Source organism: Mesorhizobium sp. 1B3 (genome assembly GCF_050958605.1).
Taxonomy (GTDB): Bacteria; Pseudomonadota; Alphaproteobacteria; order Rhizobiales; family Rhizobiaceae.
On sequence record NZ_JBJHDO010000001.1, the window covers coordinates 176,284 to 195,022 of the forward strand.

Sequence of the window (18,739 nt, forward strand, 5' to 3'; positions counted from 1 at the left end):
GATCGGTTCTCAATGGTGCCCGATGCTCAAGGAGAACGAACGGCATGGCGGAAGAGGTTCTGATCGTCGATGACGACACGCGACTGTCCGCCATGCTTTCGGACTACCTCTCGGCCAATGGCTTTTCCGTGCACCGGGTGGCGGACGGCGCTGCCGGCCTGGCAGAACTGTCGCGTCGCGGGCCAGATATCGTCGTGCTTGATGTCATGATGCCCGGCATAGACGGCTTCGAGACGTGCCGGCGCATGCGTGCTGTCTCGGATGTTCCGATCCTTATGCTCACAGCGAAAGGCGACGAGACGGACCGGATCGTAGGGCTGGAGATCGGGGCGGACGACTACCTGCCCAAGCCGTTCAATCCACGCGAGCTGCTCGCCCGGCTGCGCGCTATCCTGCGCAGGCGCAACGCCGGATCGGGCGCGCCAGCCAGGCTCCTGCGCTTTGGCAGGCTCGAAATCGACCCGGGCTCGCGGACCGTTCGTATCGACGGCCAGGAGAAGGGGTTGACGAGCTACCAGTTCGACATTCTCGTGACGCTCGCCGAAAGCGCCGGCCGTATCCTGTCGCGTGAGCAATTGATGGATATGGTGAGAGGCGAAGAGCTCGACGCCTTTGATCGGTCGATCGATGTGCACATCTCGCGCATTCGAGCAGCGATCGAGGCCGATCCCAGGCACCCACGCCGCATCGTGACCGTACGTGGCAGCGGTTATGTCTTTGCCCGGTATCAGGACGATGAACGATGACGTGGCGCTTCCTGCACGCCAGCCTGTTCCTGAAGGTCTATCTCACTCTGCTCGCCAGCCTCGGTTTGGTGGCGCTAGCGAGCGGCGTCTTCATGCATTTCGGGCAAGACGAGGATGAAGGTTGGGGAGCGCGTCGCGAGCGTTTCGTTGTTGCGATGCTGCCGGCCGATGCCGATGCGCCGTCGCTTCAGGCGACATTGACCCGGCTGGCTCGGGCGCTCGATGCCGATCTTGCGCTTTACAGCGCCGGCGGACAGCTTGTCGCCAGCGCGGGCGATCCGCTTCCCGCCGATCTCCTCGAGCGATCCCGGCGGCACGGCAGGGATGTCATGGTCGTGAGGCTTTCCGACGGTCGCACCGTGGCGGCACGCATGCATCAGCCCTGGCGGGCGGGGCGTAATCCACTTGCCTATCTTGCCTTGATAGCGACGTTGATCGGGATTGCTGCCTATCCGGTCGTGCGCCATCTGACGCGACGGCTCGAGCGGCTGAGACAAGGTGTCGACGCTTGGGGGAGCGGTGCGCTTGCCACGCGAGTCGCCGATGACGGCAGCGACGAAGTGGCCGCCGTGGCGCGCAGTTTCAACAAGGCTGCCGACCATGTCGAGCGCCTCCTTGCCGCCCACCGAACCCTGCTCGCCAATGCCAGCCATGAGCTTCGCTCGCCGCTGGCGCGCCTGCGCATGGCGATCGATCTCTACGAGCAGACGGGAGATAAGGGCACAAAGAGCGAAATCGTCCGCAATCTCGGCGAGCTCGATGCGCTGGTCGAGGAGATCCTGCTCGCTTCGCGGCTTGATCATCTCGAACAGCTCGATCATGCCGAACCGGTGGATCTCCTAGGCCTTGCCGCCGAGGAGGCGGCGCGAAGCGGCGTTGCCGTTTCCGGCACGCCGGCTATCGTGTCGGGCGATCCGCGGCTGCTTGCCCGGCTGGTGCGCAATCTCGTCCAGAATGCGCTCCGTCATGGCGCGCCGCCGATCGAGGTCGAGGTAGAGGGAACTCGCGGAAAGGCGCTGCTCAGCGTCCGCGACCATGGGCAAGGTATTCCGCAGGACGAGACAGCCCGCGTATTCGAGCCCTTCTATCGCCCATCTGGAAGAGGCGAGGCGGCCGGTGGCTGGGGGCTGGGGCTTTCGCTCGTTCGCCAGATCGCGGGCCATCATGGCGCGACCGTGCACTATGAGGCGCCGGCTGACGGAGGGGCACGCTTCGTGGTGGAGTTTCCTGCCGGCATAGCAGCCGATATCTCCGTTTAGGCTGCCGAGGAGAGCGTCATGAATATTCATTTCGGGCTTGCCTGATCTTCTGAGCTTCTCTCTACGTTCCCGGTCTCTATCGTGTTATACTTGGTTTCTTGGTTTCCTCTGGAAGGGAACGGAGATGTCTGCGCCGTCAATCTTGAGACGAACTGGCATTGCTGCCGCTCTTGTCGGCTGCGTGTTGGCCCTGCCCTATGCCATAGCTGAAGAAGATGCCGAGGATCTCGCGACGGGAGCGCGGCTGGCAGAGCTGCTTCGCTCGGGCCGAAACATAGTCTCGAACTATCAGGCGCTCATCAATGATCCTGCTCTTGGGGACAAGCACCTCGACAGCGACCGGTTCGCGAAAGAGGCTATCGCGGTCTATTCAAAACAAACTGGACACGACCCGCTTTCCGGCGAGTTGACCGCGCGCGACCGGCGCCTGCTTGGCGCCCAGATCGAGGCAATGCGAGAGGTCGTGGATGAACAGCAGGACAACATCAACCGTGAGGGTATCGCCTTCAAGGGCTTCGTGCCTGCCATTTTCGCGCGCCTTATGAACGAGAAATTCGCCGCCAGGGTCGGCAACGAAGCTCGGGTGCGCGTAACGGCGCCGGAGCAACTCGTGCGCAACCGCAAGTCGCTTCCGGACGATTGGGAGTCCCGGATCATCGAAAGTGTCTTTTCTGATCCGAACACCAAAAAAGGAGAGGTCTATACCGAAGTCACCGAATTGGACGGTCGTCCGGTCTTTCGAATGCTGCTTCCCGAATACTACACGGAATCCTGCCTGTCCTGTCACGGCGAGCCGAAGGGCGAAATAGACGTGACGGGGTATCCGAAGGAGGGCGGCAAAGCGGGCGATCTGGGAGGCGCAATCAGCATCGTCCTGTTCAAATGAGCACTTTGGAACAGTCCGCGCATCAAGTGCAAGCTGTGACCGCGCCTGCGAAATCCCTTGCGCGTCGTCTTGCCGACCTACCGATCGCGGCTCGTGTCGCGGCGCTGACAGCCGGTGGCCTTATCAGTCTCATCGTATCGTCCATCCTTCTCACACAAGCGCTTTATCGGAGTGCGGATCGCACTGCGGAGACCAAGGCATTGTTCGATCACGCCGCCACTGCGGCGGCCGCGCACGTTACCTTCGGTGAATTGCGATATTGGCTCACGGATCTGTCCGTGAGCTTGTTGATGAATTCGCAGCGCAACGCCGAGCAGGCGCGTGAGCGGCTGATGGAACATCTGGACCGCCTCGCGAGATCATCGCCGGATGCGGTCAGCGCGATCCGTCTTGAGACCGATGCTTATGTGAAGAAAGCTTTGGAGGCGGCAGACGCCTATACCCAGGACAACCGTATCATCGGCAACGCTCTCCTGGCTGAAGCGCGCACCCACAGCACAAATGTGGATGCAACCCTCAACAGGCTCGTGGAGCAGGTGAGCACCGAAGCGGAAGCCGCGCGCAACGAGGCTGTAAGACAAACTCAGAAGACCGCGACCGAAGCGGCCGTTCTGGTTGCCGTCGTGGTGTTGATCGGATCGCTTCTGACCATGCTTGTTCTTCATTCGATTATCGGGCCCTTGCGACGGTTGAATAAGGTCGTCGGTGACTTTGCCCAAGGACGCTATGACGTCGAAATACCGGAGGAGGGAGGAGACGAACTTGGTGCCATGGCGCGCACGCTTCGACTTTTTCGGGCAAGCGCGATCGAAAAGCAAAGGCTCGAAGATGAAGCCGAAAGGCAAAGACGAACCATAGCGGCGGCAGTCGAAGCGATATCTGACGGATTTGTGCTGTTCGATGCGGAGGACAAGGTCATTCTTGCCAACAGCAAATATTGCGAGATCTTTGCCGACCAGGAGCAAGCCGTTCTGAATGGGCAAAGCTTTCAAGATATTCTGAAGCGGCGCCTGGAGAGCGGGCAGGTCGATCTTGGCGGCGTATCGAAGGAGAAGTGGTTCGCGGAGAGGCTACGTCTCCACAAGGATTCGGCGGGCTCTGTCCAGGAGGTTCGGTTCGGCGAACGTTGGATCCGCGTCAGTGAAATAAAAACCCCCGATTCCGGTACAGTCGCCGTGTACACCGACATCACGGAACTGAAGCAGAGGCAAGTGGAACTCGAGCGGGCGAAAAGCCACGCTGAATCGGCAAACGAGGCCAAGAGCCGTTTCCTGGCCTCCATGAGCCACGAGCTGCGTACTCCCCTGAACGCGATCATCGGTTACAGCGAAATGCTGATAGAAGAGGCGGGTGAGCGGCAAACCGACGAGTCGGTCCCAGAACTGGAAAAGATAGCTGCCGCGGGCCGCCATCTCCTCGCGCTCATCAACGACATCCTCGATTTGTCGAAGATCGAGGCGAACAAGATGGAAATCTTCCTCGAGAATTTCGACGTCGCCGACTTGTTGCGCGATGTCCAAGCGACGCTCACGCCATTGATGGCCAGAAACCGAAACAGTTTCGTGCTGGACCTGGAGGGCGATCTCGGGGAAATGCATTCCGACCAGACGAAACTCCGGCAAAACCTCTTCAACCTGCTCAGCAACGCCGCCAAATTCACCGAAGGGGGGCGCGTAACACTCTCGGTGCGACGTGACACGCGCTCCGACGGCGACTGGCTGATATTCAAGGTATCCGACACCGGAATCGGCATGACGTCTGAGCAGCAAGAAAGGCTCTTCGACGCCTTCACTCAGGCAGACGCATCCACCACCCGGAACTATGGCGGCACGGGCTTGGGCCTCAGCATCACCCGGAGCTTCTGCCGAATGATCGGAGGTGTCGTGACCGTCAAGAGCGAACTTGGAAAAGGCTCGATCTTCACGATGGAGATTCCGGCGGAATGCAAGGAAAAACCGGCCGAGCCACAAGCCGCCGAAGCCCCGCTATCGATGAGTTCGGACAAGGCGGTTCTGATCATCGATGACGAACCGGCCGCCCGAACCGTGATCGCCACCGCCTTGGCCGAGGCGGGGCTGGCCTCGATCGAGGCAGCAAGCGGCGAGGAAGGAATAGCAGCTGCGCGAGCCCACCGCCCTGTCGCAATCGTTCTCGACATCATCATGCCCCATCAGGACGGCTGGTCCGTGCTGCGCTCCTTGAAGAGCGACAAGGAGCTCTGCGAGATTCCGGTGATCCTCGCGACGATCCTTGCAGATCGCGAACTCGGTCTCTCGCTCGGCGCGGTCGAATATCTGACGAAGCCGATCGACACCGATAAGCTGATACGAACGATAGAGGCTTGCGGCGGGGGCAATCGCGATGTGCTTGTCATTGACGACGACAAGGCCTCTCGCGATTTCCTTCGGCGGATCCTGGTCAAGAGGGACTGGCGCGTCCATGAGGCAAATGACGGCGTGCGCGGTCTCGAATTGATGAAGCGGTTGCTGCCGCGCCTGGTTCTGCTCGATCTGTTGATGCCCGAAATGGATGGGTTCCAGACCCTCAACGAAATGCAGCAATCGCCCGAACTGCGGAACGTTCCCGTCGTGGTCGTTACGTCGAAAGATTTGTCCACGAGCGAGCTCAAATGGCTGCGCGAACGGGCTGTTGCCGTCGTGACCAAGGGTGCAAACAGCAGGTCTCAATTGGTCGAGGCTCTCGAGCGCCAGATTTCACCTGCGTCAACGGGGGCGGACGCCGCCGATCGCTGAACCGCCGCATGGCTGGAGGAGCCGACGATGGCGAGAATCCTTTTGGTGGAAGACAATGAAATGAACCGCGATATGCTCTCGCGGCGGCTATCGAGGCGCGGGTTCGAAGTTCTCGTCGCGGAAAATGGACAATCGGGCGTGGAACTCACCATTTCCGAGCGGCCCGACCTGGTCCTCATGGATATGAGCCTACCCGTCATGGACGGCTGGGAGGCTACCCGACGGATCAAGGCAGATCCTGCCACCGCCGGGATACCGATCATCGCGCTTTCTGCGCACGCAATGGCCAGGGATCGGGAAGCGGCGCTGCAGGCCGGTTGCGACGACTACGACAGCAAGCCGGTTGACCTGCCACGCCTCGTCCAGAAGATCGAACAACTGCTCGCCCGATAAGCCCATCCGACTGTTTGGAACCATGACTGTCGAGAACGATTTTCAACGCCATGCGATCGCCGCCCATGTGGCACAGCGGCTTGCGGGCCCGGCGCGGGCAATCCTTGGATTCCAGGAGCTTCTGACCGACCAGGTGCAGAATCTCGGCCTGGTCCAGATGAAACCGGATCTCGAGAGGGTCGGCACCGCCGCGCGAGAATTGAACAGCCTCATCGACAACTTGATCGGTGGCAAATCCGACTATCTGGACCGGGCTGGGGTCGAAGCCGAGGCCGAGGCGAAATTGCGCCATGAACTGCGAACACCGCTCAATGCGATCATTGGCTACTCCGAAATGATCCTCGAGGAAGCCGAAGAACGGCACGAACGCGCGTTGGAAGAGGATGTAAGGGTCATGCTCGCCGCGGCGGCAGAGCTTTTGGCGCGTGTCGATGCCATTGCCGATCTCGCGCGCACGCGCGACGTCGAAGGGCTGCAGACCACGGACGAAGCTGAGATCGATGCTGCGGGGCTCGAGAGGGCCGTGATCAAGGCGAAGCACGATGCATATTCGGCCCACGGTGGCAGGATACTTGTCGTCGACGACATCGGAAGCAACCGCAATCTGCTCGCGCGCCGCCTGCAGCATGAGGGCCATCACGTCATCACTGCCGAGTCAGGCCCGTCGGCGCTGGCGCTCCTCGCCGAGCATGAATTCGACCTGATCTTGCTCGACATACTGATGCCGGACATGAACGGCATCGAGGTGCTCTCAAGATTGAAGGCGGAACGTCGCTCGCGGCATATTCCCGTCATTATGATTTCGGGGCTCAACGAAGTCGGCGCAGTGGTCCGCTGCATTGAGGCGGGAGCCGACGACTATGTGCTGAAACCCTTCAACCCCGTCCTGCTGCGCGCCCGGATCAATTCCAGCTTGGAGAAAAAGCGTTGGGTGGATCGTGAACACGAGTATCTTCGGCGGATCGAGGCTGAGAAACAGCGCGCCGACTCGCTGCTCCATGCGATCCTGCCCGGTCAGATCGTCGCGCGGCTGCAAGCGGGCGAGGAGGTCATTGCTGACCGGTTCGACGAAGCGACCATCCTTTTTGCCGATATTGTCGGTTTCTCACCCATAGCGGCACGGTTGCCGGCGTCGGACCTGATCGAGCGCCTCGACAAGTTGTTCAGCATGTTCGACGTCTTGGCAGAGAAGCATTCCGTGGAGAAAATCAAGACCATCGGAGATGCCTACATGGCTGTGTGTGGTGTGCCTGAGCCGGCAGCCAATCATGCCGACAGGATCGTGGGGCTCGGGAAATCCATGCTGGACTCCCTGAAGCCTCTCGCATGTGGGGAAGACAGTTTCCGGATCCGTGTTGGCGTGCACACAGGACCGGTGATCGCGGGCCTGATTGGGCGGCATCGGTGTGTCTACGACGTTTGGGGCGAAACCGTGAACATTGCTAGCCGGCTAGAGTCCCAGGGCGTTGCCGATCGCATCCAGATCTCGGATGCAACAAGGCGCGCCCTGCGCGCTCCTTGGGAACTCGAGCCGCGCCGTTCCGTGGAACTGAGAGGCGTCGGCGTGATGGAGACCTATCTCGTCTGATTGCCCGGGCATTCAGCAAAAGCGCACTTGGCTCGCAGTGCCGAAAAAGGAAAAGCAATCTATCCTTCCGACACGCCCGCTTCGGCAAAGCTCGCCATTCCGGAATGGCAGGCCAGCGCCGAGCGGAGAATGTTGACGGCCAGGCAAGCTCCCGACGCTTCGCCGAGTCGCATGTTGAAATCGAAGAGCGGCTGCAGCGCCAGTCTGGCGAGCAACTCGCGATGGCCAGCTTCGGCCGAGACATGGGCCGCGAGCGCATGGGCAAGACCGTCCGGGGCGAGTTTCGCCAGCGGGGCGGCGGCGGCAGTGCAGACGAACCCATCGAGAAGGACCGGGATGCGGTGATGTCGAGCGGCCAGCACGGCGCCGAAGATCGCAGCCAACTCGCGGCCGCCGACAGAAGCGAGGGCGGCGAGCGGATCGTCGAGGCGCGCGCCGTGAAAGGCTAGCGCGGTGTCCACGACGGCCGCTTTCCGGACCAGACCGGCGTCATCGACTCCGGTCCCACGCCCGACCCAGTCCATGCCTCTCCCCCCGAACAGCGCAGCGGCGACCGCGGCGGCGGTCGTCGTGTTGCCGATCCCCATCTCACCGAGGCATAACAGGTCTGCATCGGGAGAGACGGCCTCATACCCCGTCGAGACAGCCTGCAGGAATTCCTCATCCGACATGGCGGGGCCGTGGGTGAAGTCGGCCGTCGGCCGTTCGATCTCCAGGGGCACCACCTTCAGTTCAGCTCCTGCCGTGCGGGCAAGCTGGTTGATTGCAGCACCTCCGGCCGCGAAATTGGCGACCATCTGCGCCGTCACCTCGGCGGGAAAGGCCGAGATGCCTTGCGCCGTTACCCCATGCGAACCGGCAAAGACGATCACCGTGACGCGATCGAGAACCGGGACTGCGCGGCCCTGCCAACCCGAGAGGAAGATCGCGAGGTCCTCGAGTCGGCCGAGGCTGCCTTGCGGCTTGGTCAATGTGGTCTGGCGAGCGGAGGCGGCGCCGGCGGCGCTGTCGTCGGGTGTGCCGAGTTCGGCACAGGCTGCGCGCAACTGGTCGATCGAGGAAAAGCGGCTCATGAGATCTCCGGGGCGAGAATAGCGGCGATGACGAGAATGATGATTTCTCCGCCCTGCTGCAGCGCCCCGAGCACGTCGCCGGTCTGGCCGCCGATCTGGCGGAAGCTGAGCCTCTTGAGGAAGAAGAACCAGGCGGCGAGGAGAACGGCCGAGATCACGCCACCGACAATGCCGAGCCCGGCGAGCAGCGCGATGCTGCCCATGGCAAGTGCGCCGCCGGCCACCGGCCAGGACGGGGTTCCCGCACCGGCGGACAAGCCGTTTCGCCGAGCCGGCGGCAAGGCGATCATGAAGGCGGGGATCAGTGCCCGGGACGCGGCATGCGCGGCAATGAGGCCGGCAAGAGCCATCCATGGGGTGGGTAGCGCGGCCATGGCCGACCAGCGGATGAGCAAGGTGACGATCAGCGTGGCGATGCCGTAGGTTCCGTGCCGGCTGTCGCGCATGATCTCGAGCTTGCGCTCGCGCGTCGCGCCGCCGCCGAAGCCATCGGCGACATCAGCCGCCCCGTCCTCATGCAGGCAGCCGGTCACGCAGAGGATCGCCGCGAGCGTCAGGGCGGCGGTGAGGAGCGATGGGGCGCCGACGGTGAAGCCGAGCCAGAAGATGAAGGCACCGCAGAGCCCCACCACCGCGCCGGCGAGCGGGGCCGCCCACTGTGCCTCGGCGAAATTGCGGCCTTCCGCCGCCGTCCAGCCGAGCGGGAGGCGCGTATAGAAGGTCAGGCAGAGGACAAGGTCGGCAAAACGACCGAAATGACGTTTCAAAAGTCAGCCTCGCGCGATCGCATGGAAGAATGTGCCGGTGACATGGCCGCGCCGCGCGCCCGAGGCACCGATCGGCGTTCCCAGCCCGTCGGCGATGTCGACGAGCGGCTCGTCCGAGCCGGGCCTTGTAACCTGGGCATAGTGGAACTCGTGGCCACGGATCAGCGCGCCGGCCAAGCCAACCGGACAGTCCGCCAGGATCCTGGCCTGCCGGTAGCCGAGATTCATCTTGCGTCGGGCGAAACTGGTGGAGTGGCCGAGCAAGCCTAGCATGCGGTGCGTCCTCCCCTCGGCATCTTCCAACTCCTCGCCCAGCACCATGAAGCCGCCGCACTCGCCGTGGACCGGTCGGGTTTCGGCAAAGCCGGTCATGGCTGCGCGGAAATTCTCGGCGGCAGCCAGGCGGCCGGCGTGAAGTTCGGGATAACCGCCCGGCATCCAGCAGACGTCGCAATCATCGGATGGGCCTTGGTCGGCGAGCGGCGAAAAGGGCACGATTTCGGCGCCGGCGCTGCGCCAATGGCCGGCAAGATGCGGATAGAGGAAGGTGAAGGCAGCGTCCTGGGCGAGCGCAACGCGCTGGCCCGGCGGCGGCAGCATGTGGCCGTAGTCGCCGACCTCGGGCGCGACCGGCTGCGCCAGTGCGGCGATGCGGTCGAGATCGAGCGAGGCTTCCATCACATCGGCCATCCGCCCGATGAATTCTTCGAGCGCCTCGTATTCGCTGGCTTGGACAAGGCCGAGATGGCGCTCCGGCATGGTCATCCTGGGGTCGCGCATGATGGCCCCCACGACGGGCAAACCGAGCGCCTCGATGGCATCCGCGGCCAATCGACGGTGCCGTTCGCTTCCGACGCGGTTGAGCACGACGCCGGCGATGCGGACAGCCGGATCATAAACGGCGAAACCCTTGGCCACTGCCGCCGCTGTCTGCGACTGGCCGGAAACGTCCAATACGAGAAGAACCGGAAGGCCGAAACGGCGCGCAAGATCGGAAGCCGCACCCGACCGGCCGGGATCGGAACGGATGCCGTCGAACAACCCCATCGCGCTTTCCACGATCAGCATGTCCGCTTCGGCGGTGCTTTGTTTCAGGAGCGCAGACACGAGTGACGGTGCCATGGCCCAACTGTCGAGATTGACACCAGGAAGACCCGTGGCGGCGGCGTGGAATCCCGGGTCGATGTAATCGGGGCCGGACTTCGCCCCGCGCACGCGCAGACCGCGGCGCTTGAAGGCGCGCAGCAGTCCAATGGTCACGCTCGTCTTGCCCGATCCGGAACGCGCCGCGCCGATGATGAGACCGGAGCTAGCGTTCATTGCGTGTCTTCGGCATTGCAGAAATGGAGCTGTCCGCCTGATACCGCGCTTCTGAGGACCGTCGCGGTGAGCAGGCGAGGTTGCCGCAAGCGGTCTTCTCCCCGTTGTTACGGGGAGAAGATGCCGGCAGGCAGATGAGGGGCAGCACCAGCATCTACATTTTTCCTCGATACGTTGCTGACGCTAGGAACCGTAAGTCGGGTGCCAGAATCTCGGGCTCCAGCCGGAATTCGAGGGCAGCCAAGATCGTTGTCAGGATGGCTTGTTTTGCTGTGAGCACGTCTACGTTCCAGATGCGTAGCACTGACCAATCCTTCGACAGCATGAAATCATCACGGATGCGGTCATGCCCGCTCTCAGCCTGCTGGCTACCGTCCACTTCGATAACGAGTTGGCATTGCCGGCAGGCGAAGTCGGCGAAATATGGCCCGATCGGAAACTGCCGCACGAATTTGAAGCCGTTCAGTCGACGGTTGCGAAGCTCGGTCCAAAGGGCGCCCTCTGCATCATTGTCCGACCTTCGCAGATGTCGGGAGAACGCCGTCGCTCTCTTGTCCGGACCACGCATCTCGAAATGCCCCTCATCTGCCTGCCGGCATCTTCTCCCCGTCCCGACGGGGAGAAGACCGCCTGCCGCTATGTCGCGCAAATCCCGATATGTCTTAAGTGCTCCGGCCGCGAATTTCGAGAACCGACCCCTAGCGTTTCTCTGAAATCTCATGCCGACCGCACGAGCCTTTCCAATTCCACCAGTTCGGCGCGCATCGACACGATGTCGCCGATCACGATCAGTGCCGGCGCAGCGAAACCTTGCGCTTCCGCTTCCCCAGCGATCAAGCCCAGGGTCGAGACCAGCACCCGTTCGTCCGGCGTTGTCGCCGCCATGATGATGGCGGCCGGCGTCGAGTCCCGCAGTCCCCCGGCCAGCAGAGCCGCCGTGATCCGCCCGAGATTCCTCAGTCCCATATAGACGACGATGGGCTGGCCGGTGGCGGCAAGCGCTGCCCAGTCCAGATCTTCCTCTTCGCCGGCGGCATGGCCGGTAGCCAGGATGATCGCCTTGTTCAAGCCGCGCATCGTGGCCGGAATACCGGCGCTGGCGAGCGCCCCAAAAGCCGAGGTCACACCGGGCAGGATGCGGAACGGAACGCCCGAACGCGCCAGCGCCAGCGCTTCCTCGCCTCCACGGCCGAAAACATAGGGGTCTCCTCCCTTCAGGCGGAGCACACGGCGCTGCTTGCGGGCGAGAGCGATCAGCAACGCCGTGATGTCGTCCTGCGCGGCCGAAACCCGTCCGCCGCGCTTGCCCGCGAAATGCAGCTCGACGCCTTGGCGCGCCGCGTCGAGCACCGTCGCGTCGACCAGGGCATCGTAGACGATCGCATCGGCGGCCGAGATCGCGGCGATGACGTCGAGCGTGAGTGATCCGGCATTGCCGGGCCCAGCGCCGGCCAGCCAGACGTGGCCCGGCTGGAAAGCCGGTGTGGCTCGGGCAAGCCGTGCGATTGCGGATTCGAGACTCATGACGTCGTCTTTCGTTCGTGACGGGCGGGCCTCGTCGGCCTATAGCGATCCTGATGGCTGAGAACGAGCGTCCTTTGCGCCGTGGCTGGACCACGGGAACCTGCGCCGCGGCGGCGAGCAAGGCCGCCTGCGCGGCTCTGCTGTCGGGCGATTTTCCCGATCCAGTGCTGGTCACCCTGCCCGGCGGCCAGCAGCGGGCCTTTGCTCTTGCGCGGTGGGAGACAGGGCATCATTGGGCCATGGCTGGTATCGTCAAGGATGCCGGCGACGATCCCGACGTTACTCACGGCGCCTTGATCATGAGCACGGTGCGGCGCGGACCGAAGGGGAGCGGCATCACCTACAAGGCCGGCCCAGGCGTCGGCACGGTGACGCGCGCCGGTTTGCCGATCCCCCCGGGGGAGGCCTCGATCAATCCCGTGCCGAGGAAGATGATCGCACAGGCGATCGCCGAAGTGGCCGGCGAGGGTGGCGACTTCGAAGTGGAGATCTCCGTCGAGAACGGCGAGGAGATGGCCAAGAAGACTTTGAACGGCCGGCTCGGCATTCTCGGTGGCATCTCGATCCTGGGCACGACGGGCATTGTCATTCCCTATTCCTGCTCTGCCTGGATCCATTCGATCTATCGTGGCATCGACGTAGCGCGGGCGGCCGGTCTCGATCATGTCGCCGGCGCAACCGGCTCCGCGTCCGAAGCAGCCGTCCAGAAGTTCCACGATCTGCCCGAGATCGCCCTCATCGACATGGGCGATTTCGTCGGCGGCATGCTCAAATATCTCCGGGCACATCCCTTGAGGCGGGTGACGATCGCCGGCGGCGTCGCCAAGATGACCAAGCTCGCCCAGGGGATGCTGGATGTCCATTCGAAGCGCGGCGCCGCCGATCTCGACGCGCTTGCCGAGGTGGCGCTGGAGGCCGGCGCGATGGCGGACCTCGCCGAGCGCATCCGTGGCGCGAACATGGTCGCGGAAGCGTTCCAGATGGCGGTTGCCGAAGGCGTCCCGCTTGGCGACATGATAGCCGCAAAAGCCTGGCGGACGGCCGCTTCCGTGCTCGGCGATCCCGGCATCGAGCTGGAGATCCTGGTGTTCGACCGAACGGGCGGATTTCTGGGGCAGGCGCCTTTTGCTCCCTCTCATGGCGTGTCACGCCCCCGGAACCGGCGCTGATAGTAGGCGTCGTAGAGCGAGCTCTCGCGGAAATCCGCAACCGCCAGGGCAGGTCCGACGAAGATGATGGCGGTGCGTTCGACGGGATCGGCCGCGAAGAGTTCCTCGATCGTCCCGAGCGTCCCCCTCAGCACCTTCTCTTCCGGCCTTGAGGCGTGGGCGACGATAGCCACCGGACACTCGGCGCCGTAGAGCGGCGTGAGCTCGGCCACCACCCGGTCGAGCGCATGGATGGCGAGGTGGATGGCAAGCGTCGCGCCCGTCGCGCCGAAAGCGGCGAGACTCTCGCCCGCGGGCATCGGCGAAGCGCGCCCCGAAACGCGGGTGAGCACCAGGCTCTGAGCGATTTCCGGAATGGTGAGTTCCCTGCCGAGCGCGGCCGCGGCCGCCGCGAAAGCTGGGACGCCTGGGGTCATCGTGTAGGGAATGCCGAGCTTCTCCAGACGTCGGATCTGCTCGGCGACCGCGCTCCAGACGGATAGATCGCCCGAGTGGAGCCTGGCTACATCCTGGCCGGCGGCTTTCGACGCGACATATTCCGCCTCGATTTCATCGAGCGACATCGGTGCCGTGTCGACAATGCGTGCGCCAGGGGGGCAGAAATCGAGAAGCTCCTTAGGGACGATTGAACCGGCAAAGAGACAGACGGGGGAGCGCGCGATGAGGTCGCGCCCGCGCACCGTGATCAAATCGGCGGCGCCGGGTCCGGCGCCGATGAAATGGACGGTCATGGCGCCCTCCTCCGCATCGGATCGAATCCGGCTCCGACAGCGATCGCACAGGTGACTGAGCCCGCCGCGAAGCGCGGGCCCAGCAGCCGACTGCCCGGGCCGGCCGCGGCAAGCGCGGCGGCTTCGGAAATCGATCGGCTACCCGCATGGTCCAGTGAGGACTGCGAGGAAGTGAGCGTGTCGGCTTCGGCGTCCCTCAGCGCTTCCTCCGCCACGACGATGAGGTTCAGACCGAGCTGGAACGCGGCGGCGTGGAGCGCGGGTTCGTCGCGTTTCAGGGGCGCTGTGGCGATTGCGTCAAGTTCGGCTACGGTCAACCGGTGATGGGACAAGGCCTCTTCGATCGCAGCCAGCACGGCTTCGGTCCCGACATCCTTCCGGCAGCCTATTCCCGCGACAATCATGGCTTTACCCACGACCATTGGGTGATCGGCATGGCCGGCTTCCAGCCTTCCATCGTGCCGATGGGGGCCGCGCGCGAAATCGCAAGGCGAGTCAGCTCGCCGCCATATCGTACATGCAGGGCGAGCAGCACGCCTTCCATTTCGAGCGTCACGGCGTTGGCGACCAGCCGGCCGCCGGATTCGAGCGCGTCGATGGCCGCCGCCATGACGCCATCGTCGCTGCCGCCGCCGCCGACGAAGACGGCGTCGGGTCGGGCGAGCCCCGCGAGTGCTCCGGGAGCGGTGCCGGTGACGACTGCAAGGCCGGGCACGCCGAGGGTGCTGGCGTTTCTGCCGATCCTTGCCGCACGGTTCGGATCGGCCTCGATGGCGATGGCGCGCAGCGAGGCATCGGCCAGCATCCATTCGATGGAGATCGAGCCGGAACCGGCGCCGATGTCCCACAGCAACTCGCCGCAGCGGGGTGCCAAGGCAGAAAGCGTTACGGCGCGTACGGCCTTCTTCGTGATCTGGCCGTCATGCTCGAAGAATTCGTCATCCAGACCCGGCGTCAGCGGCAGAATGCGCGCTCCGTCGCCGGCCACGACTTCGATCGCCACGACGTTGAGAGGGTCGACGTTCGTCATCGTGAACGTGTCGGCGTGTTGACGTGTGATCCTCTCGTCCACGCCTCCCAGCGCTTCGAGCACAACGAGCCGAGAACCGCCGAAGCCCGCTCCGCGAAGCAGCTTGGCGACCGCCTCGGGTCCATGCCCATCGGAGGTCAGCGCGATGATCCTGCGGCCGGGATGAAGCAGCGGGCGGAGCAGTTCGATCGGCTTGCCGTGCAGCGACACGGTCTCGATATGCTGCAAGGCCCAGCCCAGCCGGGAAGCGGCGAGGCTGACAGACGACGGCGCCGGGATGACGGTCGTTTCACCGAGCGGGACATGGCGCGCGAGCGTGACGCCGACGCCATGCAGGAACGGATCGCCGGAGGCGAGCACGCAGACCGGGCGCCCTCGCAGGGCGCGCACATCGGCCATGGTGCTGTCGAAAGGGGATGGCCAAGGGTTCGCTTCTCCCTTGATCAGGTCGCCGGCGAGCGCCAGATGCCTTTTGCCGCCGAACACGATCTCGGCGCCTGCAATCAAGCGTTTCGCTTCGTCGCCGAGGCCGGGAATTCCATCCTCGCCGATGCCGATGATGGCAAGCCACTTTCCGGTTGATGCGGTCAAGCCCGTATCTCTAGAAGACATGATGACCCATCGGATTCTGATCCTCGGCGGCACCACCGAAGCCCGGCAATTGGCCGGCAGGCTTGCCGCGCGCAACGACCTTGTCGTTACCCTCTCCTTGGCCGGCCGCACCCGCGAGCCGGCCGCGCAGCCCGTACCCGTTCGCAGCGGCGGCTTCGGCGGCGCGGAAGGCCTTGCGGCTTATCTGCGCGGCGAAGGCATCTCTCTCCTGATCGATGCGACCCACCCTTATGCTGCGCGGATATCGGCGAATGCCGTCCGCGCGGCGGCCATGACCGGCGTGCCGATCCTGAGGCTCGATCGCGAAGCCTGGCGGCCGGCGGAAGGGGATCGCTGGCTGACAGTGACGGATGCCGACGATGCGCTCCGCGCGCTCGGCGAGGTACCGCGCCGCGTGTTCCTGGCGCTCGGGCGTCAGGAGGTCGCCGCGTTTCAGCATGCGCCCCAGCATTTCTACCTCATCCGCAGCGTCGATCCGATCGAGCCGCCGCTCGCCGTTCCGGATGCCGTTTACGTTCTCGGCCGTGGTCCTTTCGAGGAAGCTGGCGAACTGAAATTGCTCAAGGCGCATCGCATCGACGCGATCGTGTGCAAGAACAGCGGCGGCACCGCCAGCTACGGCAAGCTGCTTGCAGCACGCCGTCTCGACATTCCGGTCGTCATGCTCCGCCGGCCCGACGAGCCCGCTGTGCCCAAGGCCGAAAGCGTCGAAACGGCGTTGGCCCTGGTCGATCATGTTCTGGCCTCCGCGAAGCGCGGCGAATAGACGAGCGGCTGCTGCCCCGGCCGTTCGACGATCCGGGTGTCGGGCGAGCCGATGATGACGCAGGTCGCCATGTCGGCCTTTGCCGGATCGGCTTCGGCAAGGGACGACACATCGATCCGTTCGTCGGGTCGGCCGGCGGCACGGCCGAAGATCACCGGCGTCGTGCCGGGCAGGATTGTGCGCAGGCACTCGAAGGCCTTGCCGAGTTGCCATGGACGGGCGCGGCTGATCGGATTGTAGAGCGCGATGACGAAACCGGCCGAAGCGGCAGCTTCGAGACGCTTCACGATCAGTTCCCACGGCTTGAGATTGTCCGAAAGCGAGATCGCGCAGAAATCGTGACCGAGCGGCGCACCGGCTCGCGCCGCGACGGCGAGCATGGCGGTGACGCCCGGAACGATCTCGAGGTCGATCGCCCGCCATTCCGGCGGTCCTGCCTCGACCGCCTCGCACACGGCGGCGGCCATGGCGAAGACACCTGGATCGCCGCCCGAGACGACCGCCACCGTCCGGCCTGAAGCGGCCATGTCGAGCGCAGCCCCGGCTCGCGCCAGTTCCTCGCGATTGTCGGAGACATGGCGGCGCTGTCCCTCGGCGAGTTCGAGACGGTCTAGGTAGGGGCCATAACCGAAGAAGTCGGTCGCCTGGGCGGCGGCATCCCGGGCTTCTGGCGTCATCTGCCGTGGATTGCCCGGGCCCGTGCCGATGATGAACAGCTTGCCGCTCATGGTCGTCCCCTCCAGCCGGGAACGAGGACGATCGAAAAATAAGGCGCGCCGTCGTCCAGCTTTTCGACGAGCCGCACCGACCGCGTGTTCTCCATCGTGCCGCGCTCGACGTAGAGGGCGTCGTCGAGCCGCCGCGCCCCTTCGAGCGCGCGTCGGATCTTCGGCAGATTGCGGCCGACCTTCATGATGACGGCGGCCTCGGTGTCGGCGAGCCGGCGGGCCAGTTCCGTTTCCGCCATCGTGCCGGGAAGCACCGTCAGCACGTCGTCGCCCTGGACGATCGGCACACCGGCTTGCGACCAGCAGCCGGACATCGCCGTCACCCCGGGGATGACCTCCGTCGCGAACCGCCTGGAGAGGCGAACATGGAGATGCATATAGGAGCCGTAGAAGAGTGGGTCGCCTTCGCTCAGAACGGCCACCGTGCGTCCGGCCGCGAGATGGCTTTCCACGGCGTGGGCCGAGTCCTCGTAGAAACGACCGATCGCCGTCTTGTAGTCGTCATGGCTTTTTTCGATCTCGGTCGTGACCGGATAAAGAAGGGAGAGTTCGACCACATCTGGCTTGAGATGCGCTGCGACCGTCCGGCGTGCATTGCCGTCATTGCCGCGCTTGGCGAAATGGGCGACGACGTCCGCCGCGCCGAGCGCGCGGATCGCCTTCAGCGTCAGCAATTCGGGATCGCCGGGGCCGGTCCCGACGCCGATGAGGCGCCCCAAGCCTGTCACAGCCCGGCCCTCGCTAAGGCGTTGACCGCCGCCGCCGTCATGGCGCTGCCCCCCATGCGTCCGCGCACGATGGCGTAAGGCACGCCCTGCGAATCTTCCGCCAGCGCCTCCTTGGATTCAGCTGCTCCGACAAAGCCCACGGGCATGCCGATGATCGCCGCCGGCCTGGGCGCTCCCGCGCGCAGCATATCGAGTAGGTGAAAGAGGGCGGTGGGCGCGTTGCCGATCGCCACCAGCGACCCGCCGAGCCGTTCTCCCCAGAGCTCGAGTGCGGCCGCGGAACGCGTATTGCCGATCCTGGCGGCAAGACCGGCGGTGCGGGGATCACGCAGGGTACAGATCACCTCGTTGCCGGCCGGCAGGCGGGCGCGCGTGACGCCATGGGCGACCATTTCGGCATCGCAGAAGATCGGCGCGCCCGCTTGGAGAGCTTCGCGGGCTGCGGTGACGAAGCCGGGAGAGAAGACGAATTGCGACGCTGCCTCGACCTGGCCGCAGGCGTGGATCATGCGGATGGCGACATCGGCTTCGGCATCGGAAAAGCGCGACAGGTCGGCTTCGGCCCGAATGATGGCAAAGGAACGCTCATAAATCGCCGTTCCGTCCTTGATGTAGTCGTATGCGGACATGCTGTTTCCCAAAGCTATCTGGCGACTTCCTGCCGGC

General features: G+C 64.2%; 19 protein-coding genes. 8 read left to right on the plus strand and 11 right to left on the minus strand.

The window, feature by feature from the left end; all coding sequences use genetic code 11:
- Positions 1 to 44 precede the first annotated feature (44 nt).
- The 6 genes from ACCO56_RS00815 to ACCO56_RS00840 all read left to right on the plus strand — a co-directional run bounded on the left by ACCO56_RS00815 (position 45) and on the right by ACCO56_RS00840 (position 7,625).
- Positions 45 to 746: a response regulator gene (locus ACCO56_RS00815; protein ID WP_433636704.1), complete on the plus strand. Its 702-nt coding sequence runs from the start codon at positions 45 to 47 to the stop codon at positions 744 to 746.
- An 11-nt stretch (positions 747 to 757) separates the two neighbouring features.
- Positions 758 to 2,005: a sensor histidine kinase gene (locus tag ACCO56_RS00820; RefSeq protein WP_433638271.1), complete on the plus strand. Its 1,248-nt coding sequence runs from the start codon at positions 758 to 760 to the stop codon at positions 2,003 to 2,005.
- A 124-nt stretch (positions 2,006 to 2,129) separates the two neighbouring features.
- On the plus strand, positions 2,130 to 2,891 hold the full coding sequence (locus ACCO56_RS00825; protein WP_433636705.1) for a Tll0287-like domain-containing protein: 762 nt from the start codon (positions 2,130 to 2,132) through the stop codon (positions 2,889 to 2,891).
- On the plus strand, positions 2,888 to 5,644 hold the full coding sequence (locus tag ACCO56_RS00830; RefSeq protein ID WP_433636707.1) for a response regulator: 2,757 nt from the start codon (positions 2,888 to 2,890) through the stop codon (positions 5,642 to 5,644). Before ACCO56_RS00825 ends, ACCO56_RS00830 begins: the two co-directional genes overlap by 4 nt.
- A gap of 27 nt (positions 5,645 to 5,671) precedes the next feature.
- Entirely contained in the window at positions 5,672 to 6,037 is a 366-nt protein-coding gene (locus tag ACCO56_RS00835) for a response regulator (RefSeq protein WP_433636709.1), read from the plus strand.
- A 22-nt stretch (positions 6,038 to 6,059) separates the two neighbouring features.
- Positions 6,060 to 7,625 carry an adenylate/guanylate cyclase domain-containing protein gene (locus ACCO56_RS00840; protein ID WP_433636711.1) on the plus strand — a complete coding sequence of 522 codons (1,566 nt, stop codon included), beginning with the start codon at positions 6,060 to 6,062 and terminating at the stop codon, positions 7,623 to 7,625.
- A 59-nt stretch (positions 7,626 to 7,684) separates the two neighbouring features.
- Here the strand turns inward: ACCO56_RS00840 and cobT are convergent, their stop codons facing one another.
- The 5 genes from cobT to cobA all read right to left on the minus strand — a co-directional run bounded on the left by cobT (position 7,685) and on the right by cobA (position 12,309).
- Positions 7,685 to 8,698: a nicotinate-nucleotide--dimethylbenzimidazole phosphoribosyltransferase gene (cobT, locus tag ACCO56_RS00845; protein WP_433636714.1), complete on the minus strand. Its 1,014-nt coding sequence runs from the start codon at positions 8,696 to 8,698 to the stop codon at positions 7,685 to 7,687.
- Positions 8,695 to 9,465, minus strand: a complete 771-nt coding sequence (locus ACCO56_RS00850; protein WP_433636717.1) for an adenosylcobinamide-GDP ribazoletransferase — start codon at positions 9,463 to 9,465, stop codon at positions 8,695 to 8,697. The genes cobT and ACCO56_RS00850 overlap by 4 nt, the downstream gene beginning before the upstream one ends.
- A 3-nt stretch (positions 9,466 to 9,468) precedes the next feature.
- Positions 9,469 to 10,785: a cobyrinate a,c-diamide synthase gene (locus ACCO56_RS00855; RefSeq protein WP_433636719.1), complete on the minus strand. Its 1,317-nt coding sequence runs from the start codon at positions 10,783 to 10,785 to the stop codon at positions 9,469 to 9,471.
- A gap of 154 nt (positions 10,786 to 10,939) precedes the next feature.
- Entirely contained in the window at positions 10,940 to 11,353 is a 414-nt protein-coding gene (locus tag ACCO56_RS00860) for an endonuclease domain-containing protein (RefSeq protein ID WP_433636721.1), read from the minus strand.
- Positions 11,354 to 11,502: 149 nt separating this feature from the next.
- On the minus strand, positions 11,503 to 12,309 hold the full coding sequence (gene cobA, locus ACCO56_RS00865; protein ID WP_433636722.1) for a uroporphyrinogen-III C-methyltransferase: 807 nt from the start codon (positions 12,307 to 12,309) through the stop codon (positions 11,503 to 11,505).
- Between the two features lie 53 nt (positions 12,310 to 12,362).
- On the opposite strand from cobA, the gene ACCO56_RS00870 reads away from it, so the two are divergent.
- Positions 12,363 to 13,478, plus strand: a complete 1,116-nt coding sequence (locus ACCO56_RS00870; protein WP_433636724.1) for a cobalt-precorrin-5B (C(1))-methyltransferase — start codon at positions 12,363 to 12,365, stop codon at positions 13,476 to 13,478.
- Here the strand turns inward: ACCO56_RS00870 and cobM are convergent.
- From cobM to cbiE, 3 genes are read right to left on the minus strand one after another with little or no spacing between them, the layout of a single operon-like run.
- Positions 13,445 to 14,209, minus strand: a complete 765-nt coding sequence (gene cobM, locus ACCO56_RS00875; protein ID WP_433636726.1) for a precorrin-4 C(11)-methyltransferase — start codon at positions 14,207 to 14,209, stop codon at positions 13,445 to 13,447. The genes ACCO56_RS00870 and cobM overlap by 34 nt on opposite strands.
- On the minus strand, positions 14,206 to 14,631 hold the full coding sequence (locus tag ACCO56_RS00880; RefSeq protein ID WP_433636728.1) for a cobalamin biosynthesis protein: 426 nt from the start codon (positions 14,629 to 14,631) through the stop codon (positions 14,206 to 14,208). The genes cobM and ACCO56_RS00880 overlap by 4 nt, the downstream gene beginning before the upstream one ends.
- Positions 14,610 to 15,830 (minus strand): precorrin-6y C5,15-methyltransferase (decarboxylating) subunit CbiE, encoded by a 1,221-nt coding sequence (cbiE, locus tag ACCO56_RS00885; RefSeq protein ID WP_433636730.1) that lies wholly within the window; start codon positions 15,828 to 15,830, stop codon positions 14,610 to 14,612. The genes ACCO56_RS00880 and cbiE overlap by 22 nt, the downstream gene beginning before the upstream one ends.
- A 22-nt stretch (positions 15,831 to 15,852) precedes the next feature.
- Between cbiE and ACCO56_RS00890 the strand changes: the two genes are divergently transcribed.
- Positions 15,853 to 16,617: a cobalt-precorrin-6A reductase gene (locus tag ACCO56_RS00890; protein WP_433638273.1), complete on the plus strand. Its 765-nt coding sequence runs from the start codon at positions 15,853 to 15,855 to the stop codon at positions 16,615 to 16,617.
- Here the strand turns inward: ACCO56_RS00890 and ACCO56_RS00895 are convergent.
- From ACCO56_RS00895 to ACCO56_RS00905, 3 genes are read right to left on the minus strand one after another with little or no spacing between them, the layout of a single operon-like run.
- A complete protein-coding gene (locus tag ACCO56_RS00895; protein WP_433636732.1) occupies positions 16,584 to 17,345 on the minus strand; it encodes a precorrin-3B C(17)-methyltransferase in 762 nt (253 codons plus the stop codon). The genes ACCO56_RS00890 and ACCO56_RS00895 overlap by 34 nt on opposite strands.
- Entirely contained in the window at positions 17,342 to 18,073 is a 732-nt protein-coding gene (locus ACCO56_RS00900; protein ID WP_433636733.1) for a precorrin-2 C(20)-methyltransferase, read from the minus strand. Before ACCO56_RS00900 ends, ACCO56_RS00895 begins: the two co-directional genes overlap by 4 nt.
- Entirely contained in the window at positions 18,070 to 18,702 is a 633-nt protein-coding gene (locus ACCO56_RS00905; RefSeq protein ID WP_433636734.1) for a precorrin-8X methylmutase, read from the minus strand. Before ACCO56_RS00905 ends, ACCO56_RS00900 begins: the two co-directional genes overlap by 4 nt.
- Between the last annotated feature and the right edge of the window lie 37 nt (positions 18,703 to 18,739).